This window comes from Pseudomonas sp. 32A, from assembly GCF_052682255.1.
In genome coordinates this window covers 4,555,767-4,571,561 of the sequence record NZ_JBQYLY010000001.1, presented here as the reverse complement: position 1 = coordinate 4,571,561, position 15,795 = coordinate 4,555,767, and the positions used below count along the sequence as shown (strand labels likewise).

General features: G+C 59.7%; 14 protein-coding genes, 3 tRNA genes and 1 riboswitch. Of the genes, 4 read left to right on the top strand and 13 right to left on the bottom strand.

The genetic code is table 11. The annotated features are described in order from the left end of the window. The first annotated feature begins 260 nt into the window (after positions 1–260). The 3 genes from ACUN0G_RS21065 (at position 261) to ACUN0G_RS21055 (ending at position 1,452) form a co-directional block, all read left to right on the top strand. Positions 261–488 (top strand): hypothetical protein, encoded by a 228-nt coding sequence (locus ACUN0G_RS21065; RefSeq protein ID WP_063027868.1) that lies wholly within the window; start codon positions 261–263, stop codon positions 486–488. 20 nt (positions 489–508) lie between these two features. After that, positions 509–688 (top strand): PA3371 family protein, encoded by a 180-nt coding sequence (locus ACUN0G_RS21060; RefSeq protein WP_258347253.1) that lies wholly within the window; start codon positions 509–511, stop codon positions 686–688. Positions 689–1,125: 437 nt separating this feature from the next. Continuing rightward, on the top strand, positions 1,126–1,452 hold the full coding sequence (locus tag ACUN0G_RS21055; protein ID WP_003175643.1) for an Arc family DNA-binding protein: 327 nt from the start codon (positions 1,126–1,128) through the stop codon (positions 1,450–1,452). 109 nt (positions 1,453–1,561) lie between these two features. Here ACUN0G_RS21055 and mgtE read toward each other — a convergent pair whose 3' ends face one another. The 8 genes from mgtE to ltaE form a co-directional block, all read right to left on the bottom strand. Then, positions 1,562–3,004 carry a magnesium transporter gene (gene mgtE, locus ACUN0G_RS21050; RefSeq protein WP_258347255.1) on the bottom strand — a complete coding sequence of 481 codons (1,443 nt, stop codon included), beginning with the start codon at positions 3,002–3,004 and terminating at the stop codon, positions 1,562–1,564. 340 nt (positions 3,005–3,344) lie between these two features. Further along, positions 3,345–3,421 (bottom strand) — tRNA-Arg (locus ACUN0G_RS21045). Between the two features lie 72 nt (positions 3,422–3,493). Further along, positions 3,494–3,570, bottom strand: a tRNA-Arg gene (locus ACUN0G_RS21040). 108 nt (positions 3,571–3,678) lie between these two features. After that, positions 3,679–3,769: transfer RNA gene (locus ACUN0G_RS21035), tRNA-Ser, on the bottom strand. Positions 3,770–3,831: 62 nt separating this feature from the next. After that, positions 3,832–4,020, bottom strand: a complete 189-nt coding sequence (csrA, locus tag ACUN0G_RS21030; protein ID WP_002554426.1) for a carbon storage regulator CsrA — start codon at positions 4,018–4,020, stop codon at positions 3,832–3,834. A 184-nt stretch (positions 4,021–4,204) separates the two neighbouring features. After that, positions 4,205–5,446 (bottom strand): aspartate kinase, encoded by a 1,242-nt coding sequence (locus tag ACUN0G_RS21025; protein ID WP_003214308.1) that lies wholly within the window; start codon positions 5,444–5,446, stop codon positions 4,205–4,207. A gap of 95 nt (positions 5,447–5,541) precedes the next feature. Continuing rightward, the gene (gene alaS / locus ACUN0G_RS21020; protein WP_445574187.1) at positions 5,542–8,160 is read right to left on the bottom strand and encodes an alanine--tRNA ligase; all 2,619 of its coding nucleotides are present in this window, start codon (positions 8,158–8,160) and stop codon (positions 5,542–5,544) included. Between the two features lie 146 nt (positions 8,161–8,306). Then, positions 8,307–9,311 carry a low-specificity L-threonine aldolase gene (ltaE, locus tag ACUN0G_RS21015; RefSeq protein WP_445574186.1) on the bottom strand — a complete coding sequence of 335 codons (1,005 nt, stop codon included), beginning with the start codon at positions 9,309–9,311 and terminating at the stop codon, positions 8,307–8,309. A 190-nt stretch (positions 9,312–9,501) separates the two neighbouring features. Further along, positions 9,502–9,671: riboswitch (FMN riboswitch) on the top strand. Positions 9,672–9,782: 111 nt separating this feature from the next. On the opposite strand from ltaE, the gene ACUN0G_RS21010 reads away from it, so the two are divergent. Next, positions 9,783–10,292 (top strand): 6,7-dimethyl-8-ribityllumazine synthase, encoded by a 510-nt coding sequence (locus ACUN0G_RS21010; RefSeq protein ID WP_017475890.1) that lies wholly within the window; start codon positions 9,783–9,785, stop codon positions 10,290–10,292. A gap of 148 nt (positions 10,293–10,440) precedes the next feature. Here ACUN0G_RS21010 and astE read toward each other — a convergent pair whose 3' ends face one another. The 5 genes from astE to astA form a co-directional block, all read right to left on the bottom strand. Next, positions 10,441–11,445: a succinylglutamate desuccinylase gene (gene astE / locus ACUN0G_RS21005; RefSeq protein WP_445574185.1), complete on the bottom strand. Its 1,005-nt coding sequence runs from the start codon at positions 11,443–11,445 to the stop codon at positions 10,441–10,443. An 11-nt stretch (positions 11,446–11,456) separates the two neighbouring features. Continuing rightward, the gene (locus ACUN0G_RS21000) at positions 11,457–11,747 is read right to left on the bottom strand and encodes a topoisomerase II (RefSeq protein ID WP_445574184.1); all 291 of its coding nucleotides are present in this window, start codon (positions 11,745–11,747) and stop codon (positions 11,457–11,459) included. A 23-nt stretch (positions 11,748–11,770) separates the two neighbouring features. Beyond that, the gene (gene astB / locus ACUN0G_RS20995; RefSeq protein ID WP_445574183.1) at positions 11,771–13,117 is read right to left on the bottom strand and encodes an N-succinylarginine dihydrolase; all 1,347 of its coding nucleotides are present in this window, start codon (positions 13,115–13,117) and stop codon (positions 11,771–11,773) included. Positions 13,118–13,293: 176 nt separating this feature from the next. Further along, positions 13,294–14,763, bottom strand: coding sequence for a succinylglutamate-semialdehyde dehydrogenase (gene astD / locus ACUN0G_RS20990; RefSeq protein WP_445575580.1), 1,470 nt, complete (start codon positions 14,761–14,763; stop codon positions 13,294–13,296). Next, the gene (astA, locus tag ACUN0G_RS20985) at positions 14,760–15,785 is read right to left on the bottom strand and encodes an arginine N-succinyltransferase (protein ID WP_003214325.1); all 1,026 of its coding nucleotides are present in this window, start codon (positions 15,783–15,785) and stop codon (positions 14,760–14,762) included. Before astA ends, astD begins: the two co-directional genes overlap by 4 nt. Between the last annotated feature and the right edge of the window lie 10 nt (positions 15,786–15,795).

Below are 15,795 nucleotides of genomic sequence, written 5' to 3'. Positions count from 1 at the left end.
TCCGTAGGCTTTTTGAGTGTAGGCCTACGCCCGTGACTTTAACCCGTATTCCACTCAACGATTACGGGCAGTTCGACGCCATCGTGCAAAATGCACTCCCCCAAAATACCATCATTGCAAATTGCAACATCAAGACAACACGGGACATATATAACTATTTGATTTTAAAGGATTTATTATCAAATAAAGACTGGCACGACGCCTGCAATCCTTTATCCTACAAATACAGTCCGGCCCTGCCACCTGCGGAGTACATGCCAATGAACAGCGCACTTCTACTAGCCCTCAATACCGTTGCACTGGCTGCGTTGGTGATGTTCCATTTTCAATCCACCACCGCTGATGATGCCGCACAGGTCAGCCAGGCGATCCCCCATCACCTGCAACAACGCCCGCAGCTGGCCGTCATGAAGCCGAACATGCAATCACCGCTGCAACTGACCCAGGGCACCCAGGCCGCACCCGCTACTGAACACTGGGTTTTCTGAACTGCTTACCGGAGTATTCCATGACCAAATCCGCCTGGCTGTTTCTGACCCTGGCCCTGGCCGCCGTCGGTCTCGGCCTGAATGTATTGTCGCAAGACGTACAGACCATCGCTTTCGTCGCCGCAGCTGTGTTCGGTAGCCTCTGGCTATTGGCAATCATCATTGGCCGACGCATCAAATTCGATCCCGTACTGCGCTGAATCCCCCCGCTCGTCGCCCTCTCTGTACAGGGTAGTCAACCTCAGGCTCACCCGTCCGAACGACCGACCATATGTCGCTCCGCCCTCGTAAATTGGCAATTTGCCACTAATCTTAAAGTTAAGGGCAAAAGGCCATATTGCTATAGCATGTGCCCCCGAAAAGCCTTTTGCGCCCAGGCCCTGCGGCCTCGACACCTATTTGGGTGCAACCGTGGAAAAGTTTTCCAACCAGTCCGCAAATTTTGAAATGAGTACTGGCATAAAGCCGGTAGCCGGTTCAATATTTGTCACAGAATTGACGCCAAGGAACTGGCAAAACTGAGGCATGATGCGGCCTCTTTGCAATTCAGGTTGAACATTTGGCAGCAAGTCTTGTCCTAACATGCATCTTGCGGCCAATTCCAAAAACCGCTCCCCTGAACTAACCGGTTAAATATATGCGCCCATTGAAACAGGCAATTTATTCCAGCCGTACGGCTGACAAGTTCGTCGTACGTCTGCCAGACGGAATGCGGGAACGCATTGCCGAGGTGGCTCGCAATCATCACCGCAGCATGAACTCCGAAATCATCGCACGCCTGGAACAAAGCCTGATTCAGGAAGGTGCGCTGGGCGACGAGCTGAGCATGCGCCTGGACAGCCCCGAGCTGTCACTGCACGAACGCGAACTGCTGCAGCGTTTTCGTCAGCTCTCCCACCGCCAGCAAAATGCTCTCGTCTCGCTTATCGCTCACGACGTTGAGGCAGCTGCAGAAGCCAACTGATTGGCAACCGAAAGCTGAAAGCCAGCCATGGGCTGGCTTTTTTTTGCCTGGGATTTGGTAAACAAAAGAAAGGATCAAGGGGCATAAGCCCCCTGACCGATGGAAGGGGTCAAAGCAGGAAGATGGTTGCCAGGCCCAGGAAGATGAAGAAGCCGCCACTGTCGGTCATGGCGGTGATCATCACACTGGCGCCCATGGCCGGGTCCCGCCCAAGGCGCACCAGGGTCATTGGAATCAGAACCCCCATCAAGGCCGCCAGCAGCAGGTTGAGCGTCATGGCCGCGGTCATGACCACACCAAGGGACCAACTGCCATACAGCAGGTACGCCACGACGCCAATGACACCACCCCACACCAGGCCGTTGATCAGCGCGACCGCAAGCTCCTTGCGCATCAAACGCTTACCGTGCCCGGTACCCACCTGATCCAGCGCCATGGCCCGCACGATCATGGTGATGGTCTGGTTACCCGAGTTACCGCCAATCCCAGCCACGATCGGCATCAGCGCCGCCAAGGCCACAAGCTTCTCGATGGAGCCTTCAAACAGGCCAATAACCCTTGATGCAATGAACGCGGTAATCAAGTTAACCGCCAGCCAGGCCCAGCGGTTGCGCAGGGACTTCCACACCGACGCAAAAATATCTTCTTCTTCCCGCAGACCGGCCATGTTGAGGACTTCGCTTTCGCTCTCCTCACGAATCAGGTCGACCATTTCATCGATGGTCAGACGGCCGATCAGCTTGCCGTTCTTGTCGACCACCGGGGCCGAGATCAAGTCATAACGCTCGAACGCCTGGGCAGCGTCGTAAGCGTCTTCGTCCGGATGGAAACTTACCGGGTCGTTGGCCATGACGTCCGCGACTTTCTTGTCCGGGTCATTGACCAGCAGGCGCTTGATCGGCAGCACGCCCTTGAGAATGCCTTCGTAATCGACCACGAACAGTTTGTCGGTATGCCCTGGCAGCTCCTTGAGGCGGCGCAGGTAACGCAGAACCACTTCCAGGCTGACGTCTTCGCGGATGGTGACCATCTCGAAGTCCATCAACGCACCGACCTGCTCCTCGTCGTAGGACAACGCCGAGCGCACACGCTCACGCTGCTGGGCGTCGAGGGTTTCCATCAGCTCATGGACAACGTCACGCGGCAGCTCGGAAGCCAGGTCAGCGAGTTCGTCGGCATCCATGTCCTTGGCGGCAGCCAGGAGCTCGTGATCGTCCATGTCGGCGATCAGGGTTTCACGGACCGAGTCGGATACTTCGAGGAGGATGTCGCCGTCGCGATCAGCCTTGACCAATTGCCAAAGCGTCAGACGGTCATTAAGCGGCAAGGCTTCGAGGATGTAGGCAACGTCGGCAGAGTGCAGGTCATCGAGCTTGCGTTGCAGCTCGACAAGGTTTTGCCGGTGGACCAGGTTCTCGACCCGGTCATGATTCGCACCTTCCTGGCGATGCGTCAGGTCTTCGACCACACGCTGGCGCTGCAGCAGCTCGACGACTTGAGCCAGGCGATCCTGCAGGCTTTCTTGTGTTTTCTTTACTTCAACTTCGGTCATAGGCGAACTCCACTCCCAGCAGCGGGGCACGCCGGAAGGATCAATCAGTCAATTCATGATTGGTAAAACGGGGTACTGAGTAACTACTGGGTAAGTCCATGGAGGTGTTCCACAAGCCCCGGCGGGGCTGACGGGCGCAATGATACACCGGGCGGGCGCTTTTAACGTCAAAAAACTGGAAAGAACAAGCGCTTGCGACACAAAGCTGAGCATTGGCCACACATATGAACTGCGACGACGCCGCTTGAAAGGAAAACACATGGGGCGGGAGAAAAAGGCGCCCCGGGAAATAAAAACCCCAGACGGCAAAAAGCCCGCACTAGGCGGGCTTTTTGTTGTTTGGTGCACTCGACAGGATTCGAACCTGTGACCGCTCGGTTCGTAGCCGAGTACTCTATCCAGCTGAGCTACGAGTGCAGATTGTGTTTTTAGACCAGATCACAACTGGTTGAAGCCAAGTTACCTGCATTGCTGCAACTAACTCTTAAATGGTGCACTCGACAGGATTCGAACCTGTGACCGCTCGGTTCGTAGCCGAGTACTCTATCCAGCTGAGCTACGAGTGCATTTGTTGCCGCGCATTATAGGCCGTTCAATCTCTATGTAAAGCTATTTTTTCGTTTAGTTTCAACAACTTAGCGAAAAAACCAGATTGCAACGTACTAAGCAAATAATGGCGGAGAACGGGGGATTCGAACCCCCGACACCCTTTTGAGGTGTACTCCCTTAGCAGGGGAGCGCCTTCGGCCACTCGGCCAGCTCTCCGCAACACGGGGCGTATATTAACCAGCTTCATCCCCGTTTGCAAACATAAAAAACGATAAAAATTAATGGCTTGGTTCTTCGTCCTTCTCTTTCTTGATCCGCAGGTAGATTTCCTCGCGGTGGACAGCCACCTCTTTCGGAGCGTTAACCCCGATACGCACTTGATTGCCTTTGACGCCGAGCACGGTCACGGTGATTTCGCCATCACCAATAATCAGGCTTTCTGCGCATCGACGAGTCAGAATCAACATACCTTTCTCCTCACGCATTTCATTTCGGGAACAACAGTCTGCAAAAAAAGGCATTCGCCCTACAACCAAATGGCCGTAGCCCTACCGCCTAAGTATTGTCGAGCGCAGGCAAAAGAACAGGTCTTCACCACGCGCCCGGCAAAAAAATGAAAGGCGCGGATAACCGCGCCTTCCTGGCAACGCATCACTCGCCCTGTCGGGCCGGAGCGTCGAGCTCGAAAGCCGTATGCAATGCGCGTACAGCCAGCTCCAGGTACTTCTCTTCGATCACTACCGACACCTTGATTTCCGAGGTGGAGATCATCTGGATGTTGATGCTTTCCTTGGCCAGAGCTTCGAACATGCGGCTGGCAACGCCCGCATGGGAACGCATGCCCACGCCCACGATCGACACCTTGGCAATCTTGGTATCGCCGACCACTTCACGGGCGCCGATTTCCTTCGCGGTGTTCTGCAGGATACGCTCCGCCGCATCGTACTCGTTGCGGTGCACGGTGAAGGTGAAATCGGTGGTGTTATCGTGCGAAACGTTCTGCACGATCATGTCGACTTCGATGTTCGCGCCACTGATAGGGCCCAGAATCTTGAAAGCCACGCCCGGGGTGTCTGGCACGCCACGGATAGTCAGCTTGGCTTCATCACGGTTGAAAGCGATACCGGAAATGATCGGCTGTTCCATGGATTCCTCTTCATCAATAGTAATGAGGGTGCCCGGACCCTCCTTGAAGCTGTGCAGTACGCGCAGCGGAACGTTGTACTTGCCGGCAAACTCAACGGCACGGATCTGCAAGACCTTGGAACCGAGGCTGGCCATTTCCAGCATCTCTTCGAAGGTGATCTTGTCCAGGCGCTGGGCCACGGACACAACCCGCGGGTCGGTGGTGTAGACGCCATCCACATCGGTGTAGATCTGGCATTCGTCAGCCTTCAGGGCTGCCGCCAGGGCCACGCCGGTGGTGTCGGAACCGCCACGACCGAGGGTGGTGATATTGCCGTGCTCGTCGACGCCCTGGAAACCGGCGACAACCACCACACGACCGGCCTTCAGGTCAGCGCGAATCTTCTGGTCATCAATCTGCAGGATGCGGGCTTTAGTGTGCGCGCTATCCGTAAGAATGCGGACCTGGTTGCCAGTGTAGGACACCGCCGGCACACCACGCTTGTTCAGCGCCATGGCCAGCAACGCGATGGTCACCTGCTCACCGGTGGAGATGATCACGTCCAGCTCACGGGGAACCGGTTGCTGATCGCCACTGATTTGCTTGGCCAGATCGATCAGGCGATTGGTCTCGCCGCTCATGGCCGAGAGCACCACCACCAGGTCATCGCCGGCATCGCGGAATTTCTTAACCTTGTCGGCGACCTGCTCGATTCTTTCGACAGAGCCGACCGAGGTGCCTCCAAATTTCTGTACGATCAAAGCCATTTCTAAGCCGCCTCAGCCCGTAAAGGGGCGCCTGTTATTCAATCAACCAGCACTGACTGAGCCCGCGACTAGACCACGGGCTCATTAACAGCGTCTTAAATACCTGCCTCGACAAACGGCACGGTCAGGGCCAGGGCCGCGTCCAGGGCGCCGGCGTCAACACCACCGCCTTGCGCCATGTCCGGACGACCACCGCCCTTCCCGCCCACTGCCGCGGCGGCTTGCTTCATCAAATCACCGGCCTTGAGTTGGCCAGTCAGGTCTTTGGTTACACCGGCAACCAGCACGACCTTCTCCTCATGGACACTGCCGAGCAGGATCACTGCGCGGCCGAGCTTGTTCTTCAACTGATCGACCAAGGCCAACAGCGCCTTGCCGTCCTGACCGTCCAGGCGCACGGCCAGTACTTTCACACCCTTGACGTCCAGGGCGGAAGCCGACAGATCGTCGCCCGCCGCGCTGGCCGCCTTGGCCTGCAACTGCTCCAGCTGTTTCTCCAGCTGACGGTTGCGCTCCAGTACGCCGGAGAGCTTGTCGATCAGGTTGTCGCGGCTGCCCTTGACCAGGCCGGCCGCTTCCTTGAGTTGTTCTTCTGCCGCATTGAGGTAGGCCAGGGCCGCAGCGCCGGTGATCGCTTCAATACGACGCACGCCGGAAGCCACACCGCCTTCGCTGATGATCTTCAGCAAGCCGATGTCGCCGGTACGGCTGGCGTGGATACCGCCACACAGCTCCACCGAGAAGCTGCCGCCCATGCTCAGTACGCGCACTTCGTCGCCGTACTTCTCGCCAAACAGCGCCATGGCGCCTTTTTGCTTGGCGGTCTCGATGTCGGTTTCTTCGGTTTCCACCGGGGTGTTCTTGCGAATCTCGGCGTTGACGATGTCTTCCAGGGCCTTCAACTGCTCAGGCTTGATCGCCTCGAAATGACTGAAGTCAAAACGCAGGCGCTGGCTATCCACCAACGAACCCTTCTGCTGCACATGCTCACCCAGCACCTGACGCAACGCGGCGTGCAGCAAGTGAGTGGCCGAGTGATTCAAAGCAGTTGCATGCCGTACGTCGGCATCTACCTGAGTGTCCACCGGCGCGCCGACGGTCAGGTTACCCAGCACCAGCACGCCGTGATGCAGGAATGCTCCGCCGGTCTTGGTGGTGTCGCGCACTTCAAAACGACCGGAGGTGGAACTCAGGAAACCGCAATCACCGACCTGGCCGCCGGATTCAGCGTAGAACGGGGTCTGATCCAGGACTACAACGCCCTCGTCACCTTCGTTCAGCACGTCGACCGACTTGCCGTCCTTATAGATAGCCACGATCTTGGCCGAGCCAACGGTGGCTTGATAACCAATGAACGAAGTCGCTACATCAACCTTTACCAGGGTGTTGTAGTCCAGGCCAAAGGAGCTGGCGGAACGGGCACGCACACGCTGGGCTTCCATCTCACGCTCAAACCCGGCTTCGTCGATGGTCAGCTCGCGTTCGCGGGCGATGTCGGCGGTCAGGTCCATCGGGAAACCGTAGGTGTCGTACAGCTTGAACACCACGTCGCCCGGCACCACGGTGCCTTTGAGCTCAGCCAGGTCCTGCTCGAGGATCTTCAGGCCGTGCTCCAGGGTCTTGGAGAACTGCTCTTCTTCAGCCTTGAGCACGCGCTCGATGTTGGCTTGTTGCTGCTTGAGTTCCGGGAAGGCATCGCCCATCTCGGCCACCAGCGCGGCAACGATCTTGTAGAAGAAGCTGCCGGTGGCGCCCAGCTTGTTACCGTGACGGCAGGCGCGACGGATGATGCGGCGCAGCACATAGCCACGGCCTTCGTTCGACGGCAGCACGCCGTCGGCGATCAGGAAGCCGCAGGAACGGATGTGGTCCGACACCACCTTGAGCGACGACTGATTGTCGTTGGCACAGCCAATGGCCGCGGCCGAAGCGCTCAGCAGGTTGGTGAACAGGTCGATCTCGTAGTTGGAGTGAACGTGCTGCATCACCGCACTGATCCGCTCCAGGCCCATGCCGGTGTCCACCGACGGCGCTGGCAACGGGTGCAACACGCCATCGGCGGTGCGGTTGAACTGCATGAACACGTTGTTCCAGATTTCGATGTAGCGGTCGCCGTCTTCTTCCGGCGAGCCCGGTGGGCCGCCCCAGATGTCGGCGCCGTGATCGTAGAAAATCTCGGTGCAAGGGCCGCACGGGCCGGTATCGCCCATGGTCCAGAAGTTGTCGGAGGCGTAAGGCGCGCCCTTGTTGTCGCCGATGCGAATCATGCGCTCGACCGGCACCCCGATTTGCTGGGTCCAGATGTCGTAGGCTTCGTCATCGGTGGCGTAGACGGTGACCCAGAGTTTTTCCTTCGGCAGCTTCAGCACGCCGGTCAGGAAGGTCCAGGCGAAGGTGATCGCATCTTTCTTGAAATAGTCGCCGAAGCTGAAGTTACCCAGCATCTCGAAGAATGTGTGGTGGCGGGCGGTGTAGCCCACGTTTTCCAGGTCGCTGTTCTTGCCGCCGGCGCGTACGCACTTCTGGCTGCTGGTGGCGCGGGTGTAGGCGCGCTTTTCCTGGCCCAGGAAGCAGTCCTTGAACTGGTTCATCCCCGCGTTAGTGAACAGCAGGGTTGGGTCATTGCCTGGGATCAAGGAGCTGGAGGCGACACGGGTGTGACCTTGCTCTTCGAAGAAGCGAAGGAAGGCTTCACGGATTTCTGCGCTTTTCATTAGGTTCTTCCACGGAGGCTGCGGCCAAAGGCCAGTGCTAAACGTCATCAGACGGAGCGACGGCAAAGGGCCGCATTATATCGGCCCTTTGCCCGTGGTACAGCGTGTTTATGTGATAGAAACAGTCAATTAGACGGTCTGCACTGTCATTTCCGGGAAAACTCGACAAATGTTGCGAGTACTTGCTCGATCTGTGCCCGGCTGACATCCAGGTGAGTGACCATGCGCAGACGCGGCGCGGCGCTCAACTTGATCCCGCGCTCGGCAGCAAACGCCTTCAAGGCCTGGGCCCGATCACCAATATCCACGTAGACCATATTGGTCTGCACCGGCTCCACCGTATAACCCGCCTTGCGCAGTTCATCCCCCAGCCATTGGGCGTTGGCGTGGTCGTCGGCCAGGCGCTGCACCTGGTGATCCAGGGCGTACAGCCCCGCCGCCGCCAGCGAACCGGCCTGGCGCATGCCGCCACCGACCATTTTGCGCAAACGGCGGGCCTTGGCGATCAATGCCGTGGAGCCGCACAACACCGAGCCGATGGGCGCGCCCAGGCCCTTGGACAGGCACACCGACACCGAATCGAAGTGCTGGGCGATCTCCCGTGCATCCACACCCAGCTTGACCGCCGCGTTGTAGAGCCGCGCGCCGTCCAGGTGCAAGGCCAGGCCGTGCTCCCGGGTAAAGGCTCGCGCGGCTGCCAGGTATTCAAGCGGCAGGACTTTGCCCTGCATGGTGTTTTCCAGCGCCAGCAGGCGGGTGCGGGCGAAGTGGAAGTCGTCCGGCTTGATCGCCGCCAGCACGTGCTCAAGGTTCAGGGAACCGTCGGCCTGCACCTCCAGGGGTTGTGGCTGGATCGAGCCGAGAACCGCCGCGCCGCCGCCTTCGTATTTGTAGGTGTGGGCCTGCTGACCGACGATGTATTCCTCGCCACGCTCACAGTGCGCCATCAACGCCAGCAGGTTGCTCATGGTGCCGGTGGGCACGAACAACGCGGCGGCAAAACCCAGGCGCTTGGCCAGTTCGGCTTCCAGATGATTGACGCTTGGGTCTTCGCCGTAGACGTCGTCGCCACTGGCGGCCGTCGCCATCGCCTCGAGCATGCCTGGGGTCGGTTGGGTCACTGTGTCGCTGCGCAGGTCAATCACGGTCATCAAACTAGCCTCTAGCGGATTGGAGCGTTTCTTGTGTTAACGATTACTGCGGGCAAACCCGCGGAATATCAAGCCCCGAGCTTGCACAATCGAATACCAACCAAACAAACCGATATAGGTTATCGATAAACCAACCGTGCAGTTTCTGAAAAACCATGATAAAAACTCTCCGCCGCCAGGGTTCTGGCGGCAACGTTCTCAGGGCGGGGTGTAATTCCCCACCGGCGGTAATTGCACGCAATGTGCATAGCCCGCGAGCGCTTGGCGCCTCGAACTGCCTCGGCAGGACGGCGACAAGGTCAGCAGACCCGGTGTGATCCCGGGGCCGACGGTCATAGTCCGGATGAAGAGAGAACGGGATTGGCACCTAAGGGCCGCGCTGACGTCATGTTCACATGAGCCAGCTGTGCGTACCCTTAAATCCCATTCGATTCATAACGCCCTGTTTTTTTCTTAAACAGGAGTCAGAACATGCAACCCACCGCAATCGACAGCAAAAGCAAAAACCATCACGGCGAGCGTGTCGCGTTTATCCAGGCCTGCTGGCACAAGGATATTGTCGACCAATCCCGTAAAGGTTTCCTCGCCGAAATGATCGCCCAGGGCTACCAGGAATCGGACATCGATTTCTTCGAAGTCGGCGGCGCTTTTGAACTGCCCCTGCACGCCAAGCTGCTGGCCAAGTCCGGCCGTTATGCCGGTATCGTCGCGGCCGCCCTGGTGGTGGACGGCGGGATCTACCGTCATGAGTTCGTGGCCCAGTCCGTGGTCAGCGGCCTGATGCAGGTTCAGCTGGAAACCGAAGTGCCGGTGTTCTCGGTATCCCTCACCCCGCACCACTTCCACGCGGGCAGCGAGCACCACACCTTCTTTTATGAGCACTTCGTGCACAAGGGCCAGGAAGCGGCACGCACCTGCGCCGACACCCTGCACAAGGTTCGCGCACTGCGTCGCAATGAGCCACGGGCGGTAGCGGTTTAAGCAACACCACCAAGCCCAGTCTCAGAGCCGGGCTTGTGTGGGAGCTGGCTTGCCTGCGATAGGATCAACTCGGTCTGCCAGATACACCGAGGCGATGCTATCGCAGGCAAGCCAGCTCCCACATTTTTGACCGAGACAGTCTCGAGTTTCAGGCCAGGCCAGCATCCGTGGTCGGCACAATCAATATCCCGGCTCGCAAGCCATTCTTGACCTTCGGGTTCGGGAAGATGATGCGTGCGCCCTCCTCCTCGATCACCCAGCGGGTCTTGGCAATGTCCTCGGCCAGCAGATAGCCCATCTCCAACTCCGAAAAGTTTTCCACGTCCGCCGGCAAATGCAGGACGAAGGTATCGCTGTGCTTGATCACTTCCCGGGAGACGCTGAACAGCTTCAGGCCGTCCAGGCTCTCGGTGGTCGGCTCGTTGCCTTCGATGATCTGCTTGAGGCGGGTCTCCAGGCGCGATACGTCCACGCCCTGGTTATGCCCGAACGGCCGGGCCTTGCCCAACTCCAGGGTAAAGGACTCGGCCTCAAGCTGCTCGTAGGTAAACGCGGTGAAGGTGATCGAGGTCTTGTTCTGCAACAGCACCGCTTCCATGCCGGCAGCTCGCAGGCGCGCCAGCTCGGCACGCGAATGCTGGCGACCGTCTTTCCACGGGTACAGCGCGAACTGCTCGATCTTCGAGCCACGGATGGCGGTGTGCAGGTCGTAGTGCAAACGGCTACGCCCCGGCACGCTGAAGAAGGTGCGGGCCAACTGCTCAAGCTCGGCGGCGCGCATGGCTTCGGGGCCGATGTTTTGTTCGTGACGGCCATTGAACAGCCGGTTGACGTCCAGTTCGAGGTAACGCTCGCCGCGGCGCATGGCCTCGGGGTTACCGAACAGGAACAGAATACGGGTACGGGGCTTGATCTCCCCGCGGGCAATGCCCTGCAGCAAGCGGTCGGCCAATTCGATCGGCGCGGTTTCGTTGCCATGGATGCCGGACGACAGCAGCACGTCGCTGCCGTTGTCCCGCGCCTCAGGAGGCCGCACTTCCAGCGCGCCCTCACTGAGCCAGCGCAGTTGCACGCCATCGACAGTCAGTTGAATTTTTTGCGCCGGTTCGCGACCGGCGAGGGTCAGTTCAAGCAGTTTGCCGAGGGCGAGCATAAGCAGCTTCCTTAGTGGTTGCAGCCAGGACCGTGGACGTGATCGTCGTCATCACCTTCAACGTCGGCCGGTTCCATTTCCAGTTGCAGGCTCATCAGGTTGGTGGCCAATGGGCGCATCAGCAGGTTGGCGTATTCCGCGTCGCCTTCTTCCACGTCAACGCCGATCAGCAGCTGGCCACGGCCGTCGTGCTGGATCCAGATCTCCTTGTCCTGCCACACCACGGCAACGCGGGTGCAGGAGGTTTCCAGCTGGGTGCCGTCGGTGTCTTCAAGGATCAGTTTCAGGGTGTCGGTGGTCATAAATAGTTCTCAGCCGTGCGGCGTTAATTGATCTGGAAAGGATAAACCGAGCCCAGTTTAAGGATTTGCGTCAGTTCATCCAGTGCCGTCCGGCACTCAAGCAGCAATTGCGGGTCAGCCAGGTCGGTTTCCCGCAGGCTGTCGCGGTAGTGCTTGTCGACCCATTGGGTCAGGGTGTCGTACAACGGCGCCGTCATGATAACCCCTGGGTTGACCGCCGCCAGTTCGGTTTCATTGAGCGCTACACGCAAGCGCAGGCACGCCGGGCCACCGCCGTTCTGCATGCTTTGCTTGAGGTCGAAGACTTTGACTTCGCGGATCAGCCCGCCGGAAGACGTCAGGCCTTGCAGGTACTGCCAGACGCGTTCGTTGGCGCGGCATTCTTCCGGCACGATCAGCAGCATCGAGCCGTCGGCGCGGCTCAGCAACTGGCTGTTGAACAGGTAGGAACGCACCGCATCTTCAACGCCGACCTGGGCCCGTGGCACGCAGATCGACTGGAAATTGCCGCCGAGCTTGCCGAGCTTGCCCTGCAATTCGCCGAGCATCTGATCGGTATTGAGGAACGCGTCCTCGTGATAGAACAGCACCTCGCCATTGCCCACCGCGATCACGTCGTTATGGAACACACCGGCATCGATCACCGCCGGGTTCTGCTGGGCGTAGACCACGCCGTCATCCCGCAGGCCGTGCAGGCGCGCGACCGCCTGGGAGGCTTCGAGGGTCTGGCGTGCCGGGTACTTTTGCGGCGCCGGGTAGCGGGTGTCGAACGCACTGCGACCGAACACGAAAAACTCCACGCCCGCCTCGCCATAGTCACGGCAGAAACGCGTGTGGTTGGCCGCGCCTTCGTCACCGAACTGCGCCACGGCCGGTAATGCGGCGTGGTGGGCGAAGTGCTTCTGGTCAGCGAACATCGCCCCCAGCACGCGGCTGGTGGTCGGGTGCTCGATGCTGCGGTGGTATTTGCAGTTGAGGTTGGCGGCGGTGAAATGCACGCGGCCGTCAAAGGTGTCGGCGCTCGGGCTGACGGTGGCGGCGTTGGCCACCCACATGCTCGACGCCGAGCAGCTGGCAACCAGCAGCGGCATGGCTTGCTTGGCGGCCTGCTGGATGACTTGTGCGTCGGTGCCGGCAAACCCGAGGCTGCGCAAGGCGGCCACATCCGGACGTTCCTGGGGCGCCAGCACACCTTGCACAAAGCCCATTTCCATCAGGGCTTTCATTTTCGCCAGGCCTTGCAGCGCCGCTTCCTTCGGGTTGGAGGACTGCTGGCTGTTGCTCTGGGACGCGACGTTGCCGTAGGACAAACCGCCGTAGTTATGGGTCGGCCCCACGAGACCGTCAAAATTGACTTCACAGGATTTCATCGGCGAGGCTCCACGAACATCTGTATTTTTATAGGCATCAAGTGCAGATCTGTATCTGTTAACCCGATCAAGTGTGGGAGCTGGCTTGCCTGCGATGCGGGCAACTCGGTCATTCAGATACACCGAGGTGATGCCATCGCAGGCAAGCCAGCTCCCACATTAGATCAGTGTCACTTTCACTTAAGCGTTACGCCCGGGGTCAGAGTTGCTGGTAACACCAGGCTCGGGGTCTCAAGGGAGGCCACCGGGTACGCGCAATAATCCGCTGCGTAATAGGCGCTGGCGCGATGGTTGCCCGAAGCCCCTACCCCGCCAAACGGTGCGCTGCTCGCAGCCCCCGTCAGCTGTTTGTTCCAGTTGACGATCCCGGCACGGCTTTCCAGCCAGAACTGCTGGTAACGCGCTTCGGAATCCGACAGCAACCCGGCCGCCAAGCCGTATTGGGTGTTGTTGGCCTCGGCAATCGCCGCCTCGAAATCGGTGTAGCGGATCACTTGCAGCAGCGGGCCGAACAGCTCTTCGTCAGCGCGATCCGTCACCTCGCTCACATCGATAATCCCCGGCGTCAGCAACGCAGCCTGGGCCTGGGGTTGGGTCATTTCCAATAGCGCCACGGCGCCATTGGCCAGCAGCAATTCCTGCGCATCCATCAACGCCTTGGCAGCACCGAGGGAAATCACCGAGCCCATGAACGGCGCCGGCGTTTGGTCAAATGCGCCGACTTCGATGGTCGAGCTCACCGCCACCAGGCGCGCGAGCAACGCATCGCCCCACGCGCCTTGCGGCACCAGCAGGCGACGGGCACAGGTGCAGCGCTGGCCGGCGGAGATAAACGCCGACTGGATAATGGTGTACACCGCCGCGTCCACGTCGACCACTTCGTCCACTACCAGCGGGTTGTTGCCGCCCATTTCCAGCGCGAGGATCTTGTCCGGGCGCCCGGCGAATTGCTGGTGCAGATGGTTGCCGGTACGGCTGGAGCCGGTGAAGAACAGACCGTCGATGCCTGGGTTGGCCGCCAGGGCGATCCCGGTTTCCCGCGCGCCTTGCAGCAGGTTCAACACGCCCGCCGGCAGGCCGGCGTCGATCCAGCATTGCACGGTCAACTCGGCGACTTTCGGGGTCAGTTCGCTCGGTTTGAACAGTACGGTATTACCCGCCAGCAAGGCCGGCACGATGTGGCCGTTAGGCAGATGACCCGGGAAGTTGTAAGGGCCAAACACCGCCACCACACCGTGGGGCTTGTGGCGCAATACGGCAGTGGCGTCGCCCAACGGGCCGCTTTTTTCGCCGGTACGTTCGCGGTAGCTTTGCACCGAGATCGCGACCTTGTTGACCATGCTGGTGACTTCAGTCGCCGATTCCCACAATGGCTTGCCGGTTTCCTCACCGATGCAGCGGGCGAGTTCGTCGGCACGGCTTTTCAGGTTGGCGGCGAAGGCTTCCAGCACGCTCAGGCGCTCTTCCAGGGAGCGCTTGGCCCAGGCTGGAAAGGCCTGGCGTGCAGCCTGAACGGCAGACTCGACCTGCTCGGTGGTGGCGCCATTACCCGACCACACGACCTGCTGGGTCACCGGGTTCAGCGACTCAAACACTTCACCCTGGCCAGCAAGCCACTCACCTGCGATGTATAGCGAATTCATTATTTCGACTCCCGGGCAGCGGACAACGGTACGGCGCGCACTTGATCACCGGCGATCAGTTGCAGGCGCTTGGCGGTCTGTTGATCGACCACCAGGGTGCCCGCAGCCAACCGCGCCGGTGCGGCGGTGATGCGGCAATCTTCACGTTTACGGTTATGGATCAGGAACGGCGTGGCGTCGTCACCCGGCGTACCAATCGCCAGCACCAGCGCCTCGCTGTCGCGCACGGCGCGGATCTTGGTGGTTTCACACTCCACCGCCGGGCCGGCGTCGAAGATGTCGACGTAGCCCTGATAACTGAAGCCTTCGCTCTTGAGCATGCTCAGGGCCGGCTCGGTGTCGGTGTGGACCTTGCCGATCACGTTGCGCGCGTCTTCAGACAGGAAGCAGGTGTACAGCGGAAACTTCGGCATCAGCTCGGCGATAAACGCCTTGTTGCCCACGCCGGTGAGGTAGTCGGCCTGGCTGAATTCCATCTTGAAGAAGTGCCGGCCCAGGCTTTCCCAGAACGGCGAGCGCCCGGCTTCGTCGGACATGCCGCGCATCTCGGCGATGATCTTGTTGCCGAACAGCTGCGGGAATTCGGCGATAAACAGCATGCGCGCCTTGGCCAGCATGCGACCGTTAAGGCCGTTGCGGTAATCGGCGTGCAGGAACAACGAGCACAACTCGGAGTTGCCGGTCAGGTCGTTGGCCAGAAACAGCGTCGGGATTTCACGGTAGATGTTCAGCTCCTGGGAGGCGCTGACCGTCAGGCCGACCCGGAAGTTGTACCAGGGCTCACGCAGGCCGACGGCGCCGGCGATGGCGGAAATCCCCACCACGCGACCTTCGTCGTTTTCCAGCACGAACAGGTAGTCCGCATCACCACGCCCGGCTTCGCCGCGAAAGGTCTTTTCAGCCCAGCCGACCCGGTGGGTCAGGCGCTCTTCGTTGGCCGGCAAGGTGGTGAGGCCGGTGCCGGTGCTGCGCGCCAGATCAATCAGGGCCGGTAAATCGCTGCTGCGTACGGGACGAACGATCATGCTATCTCCT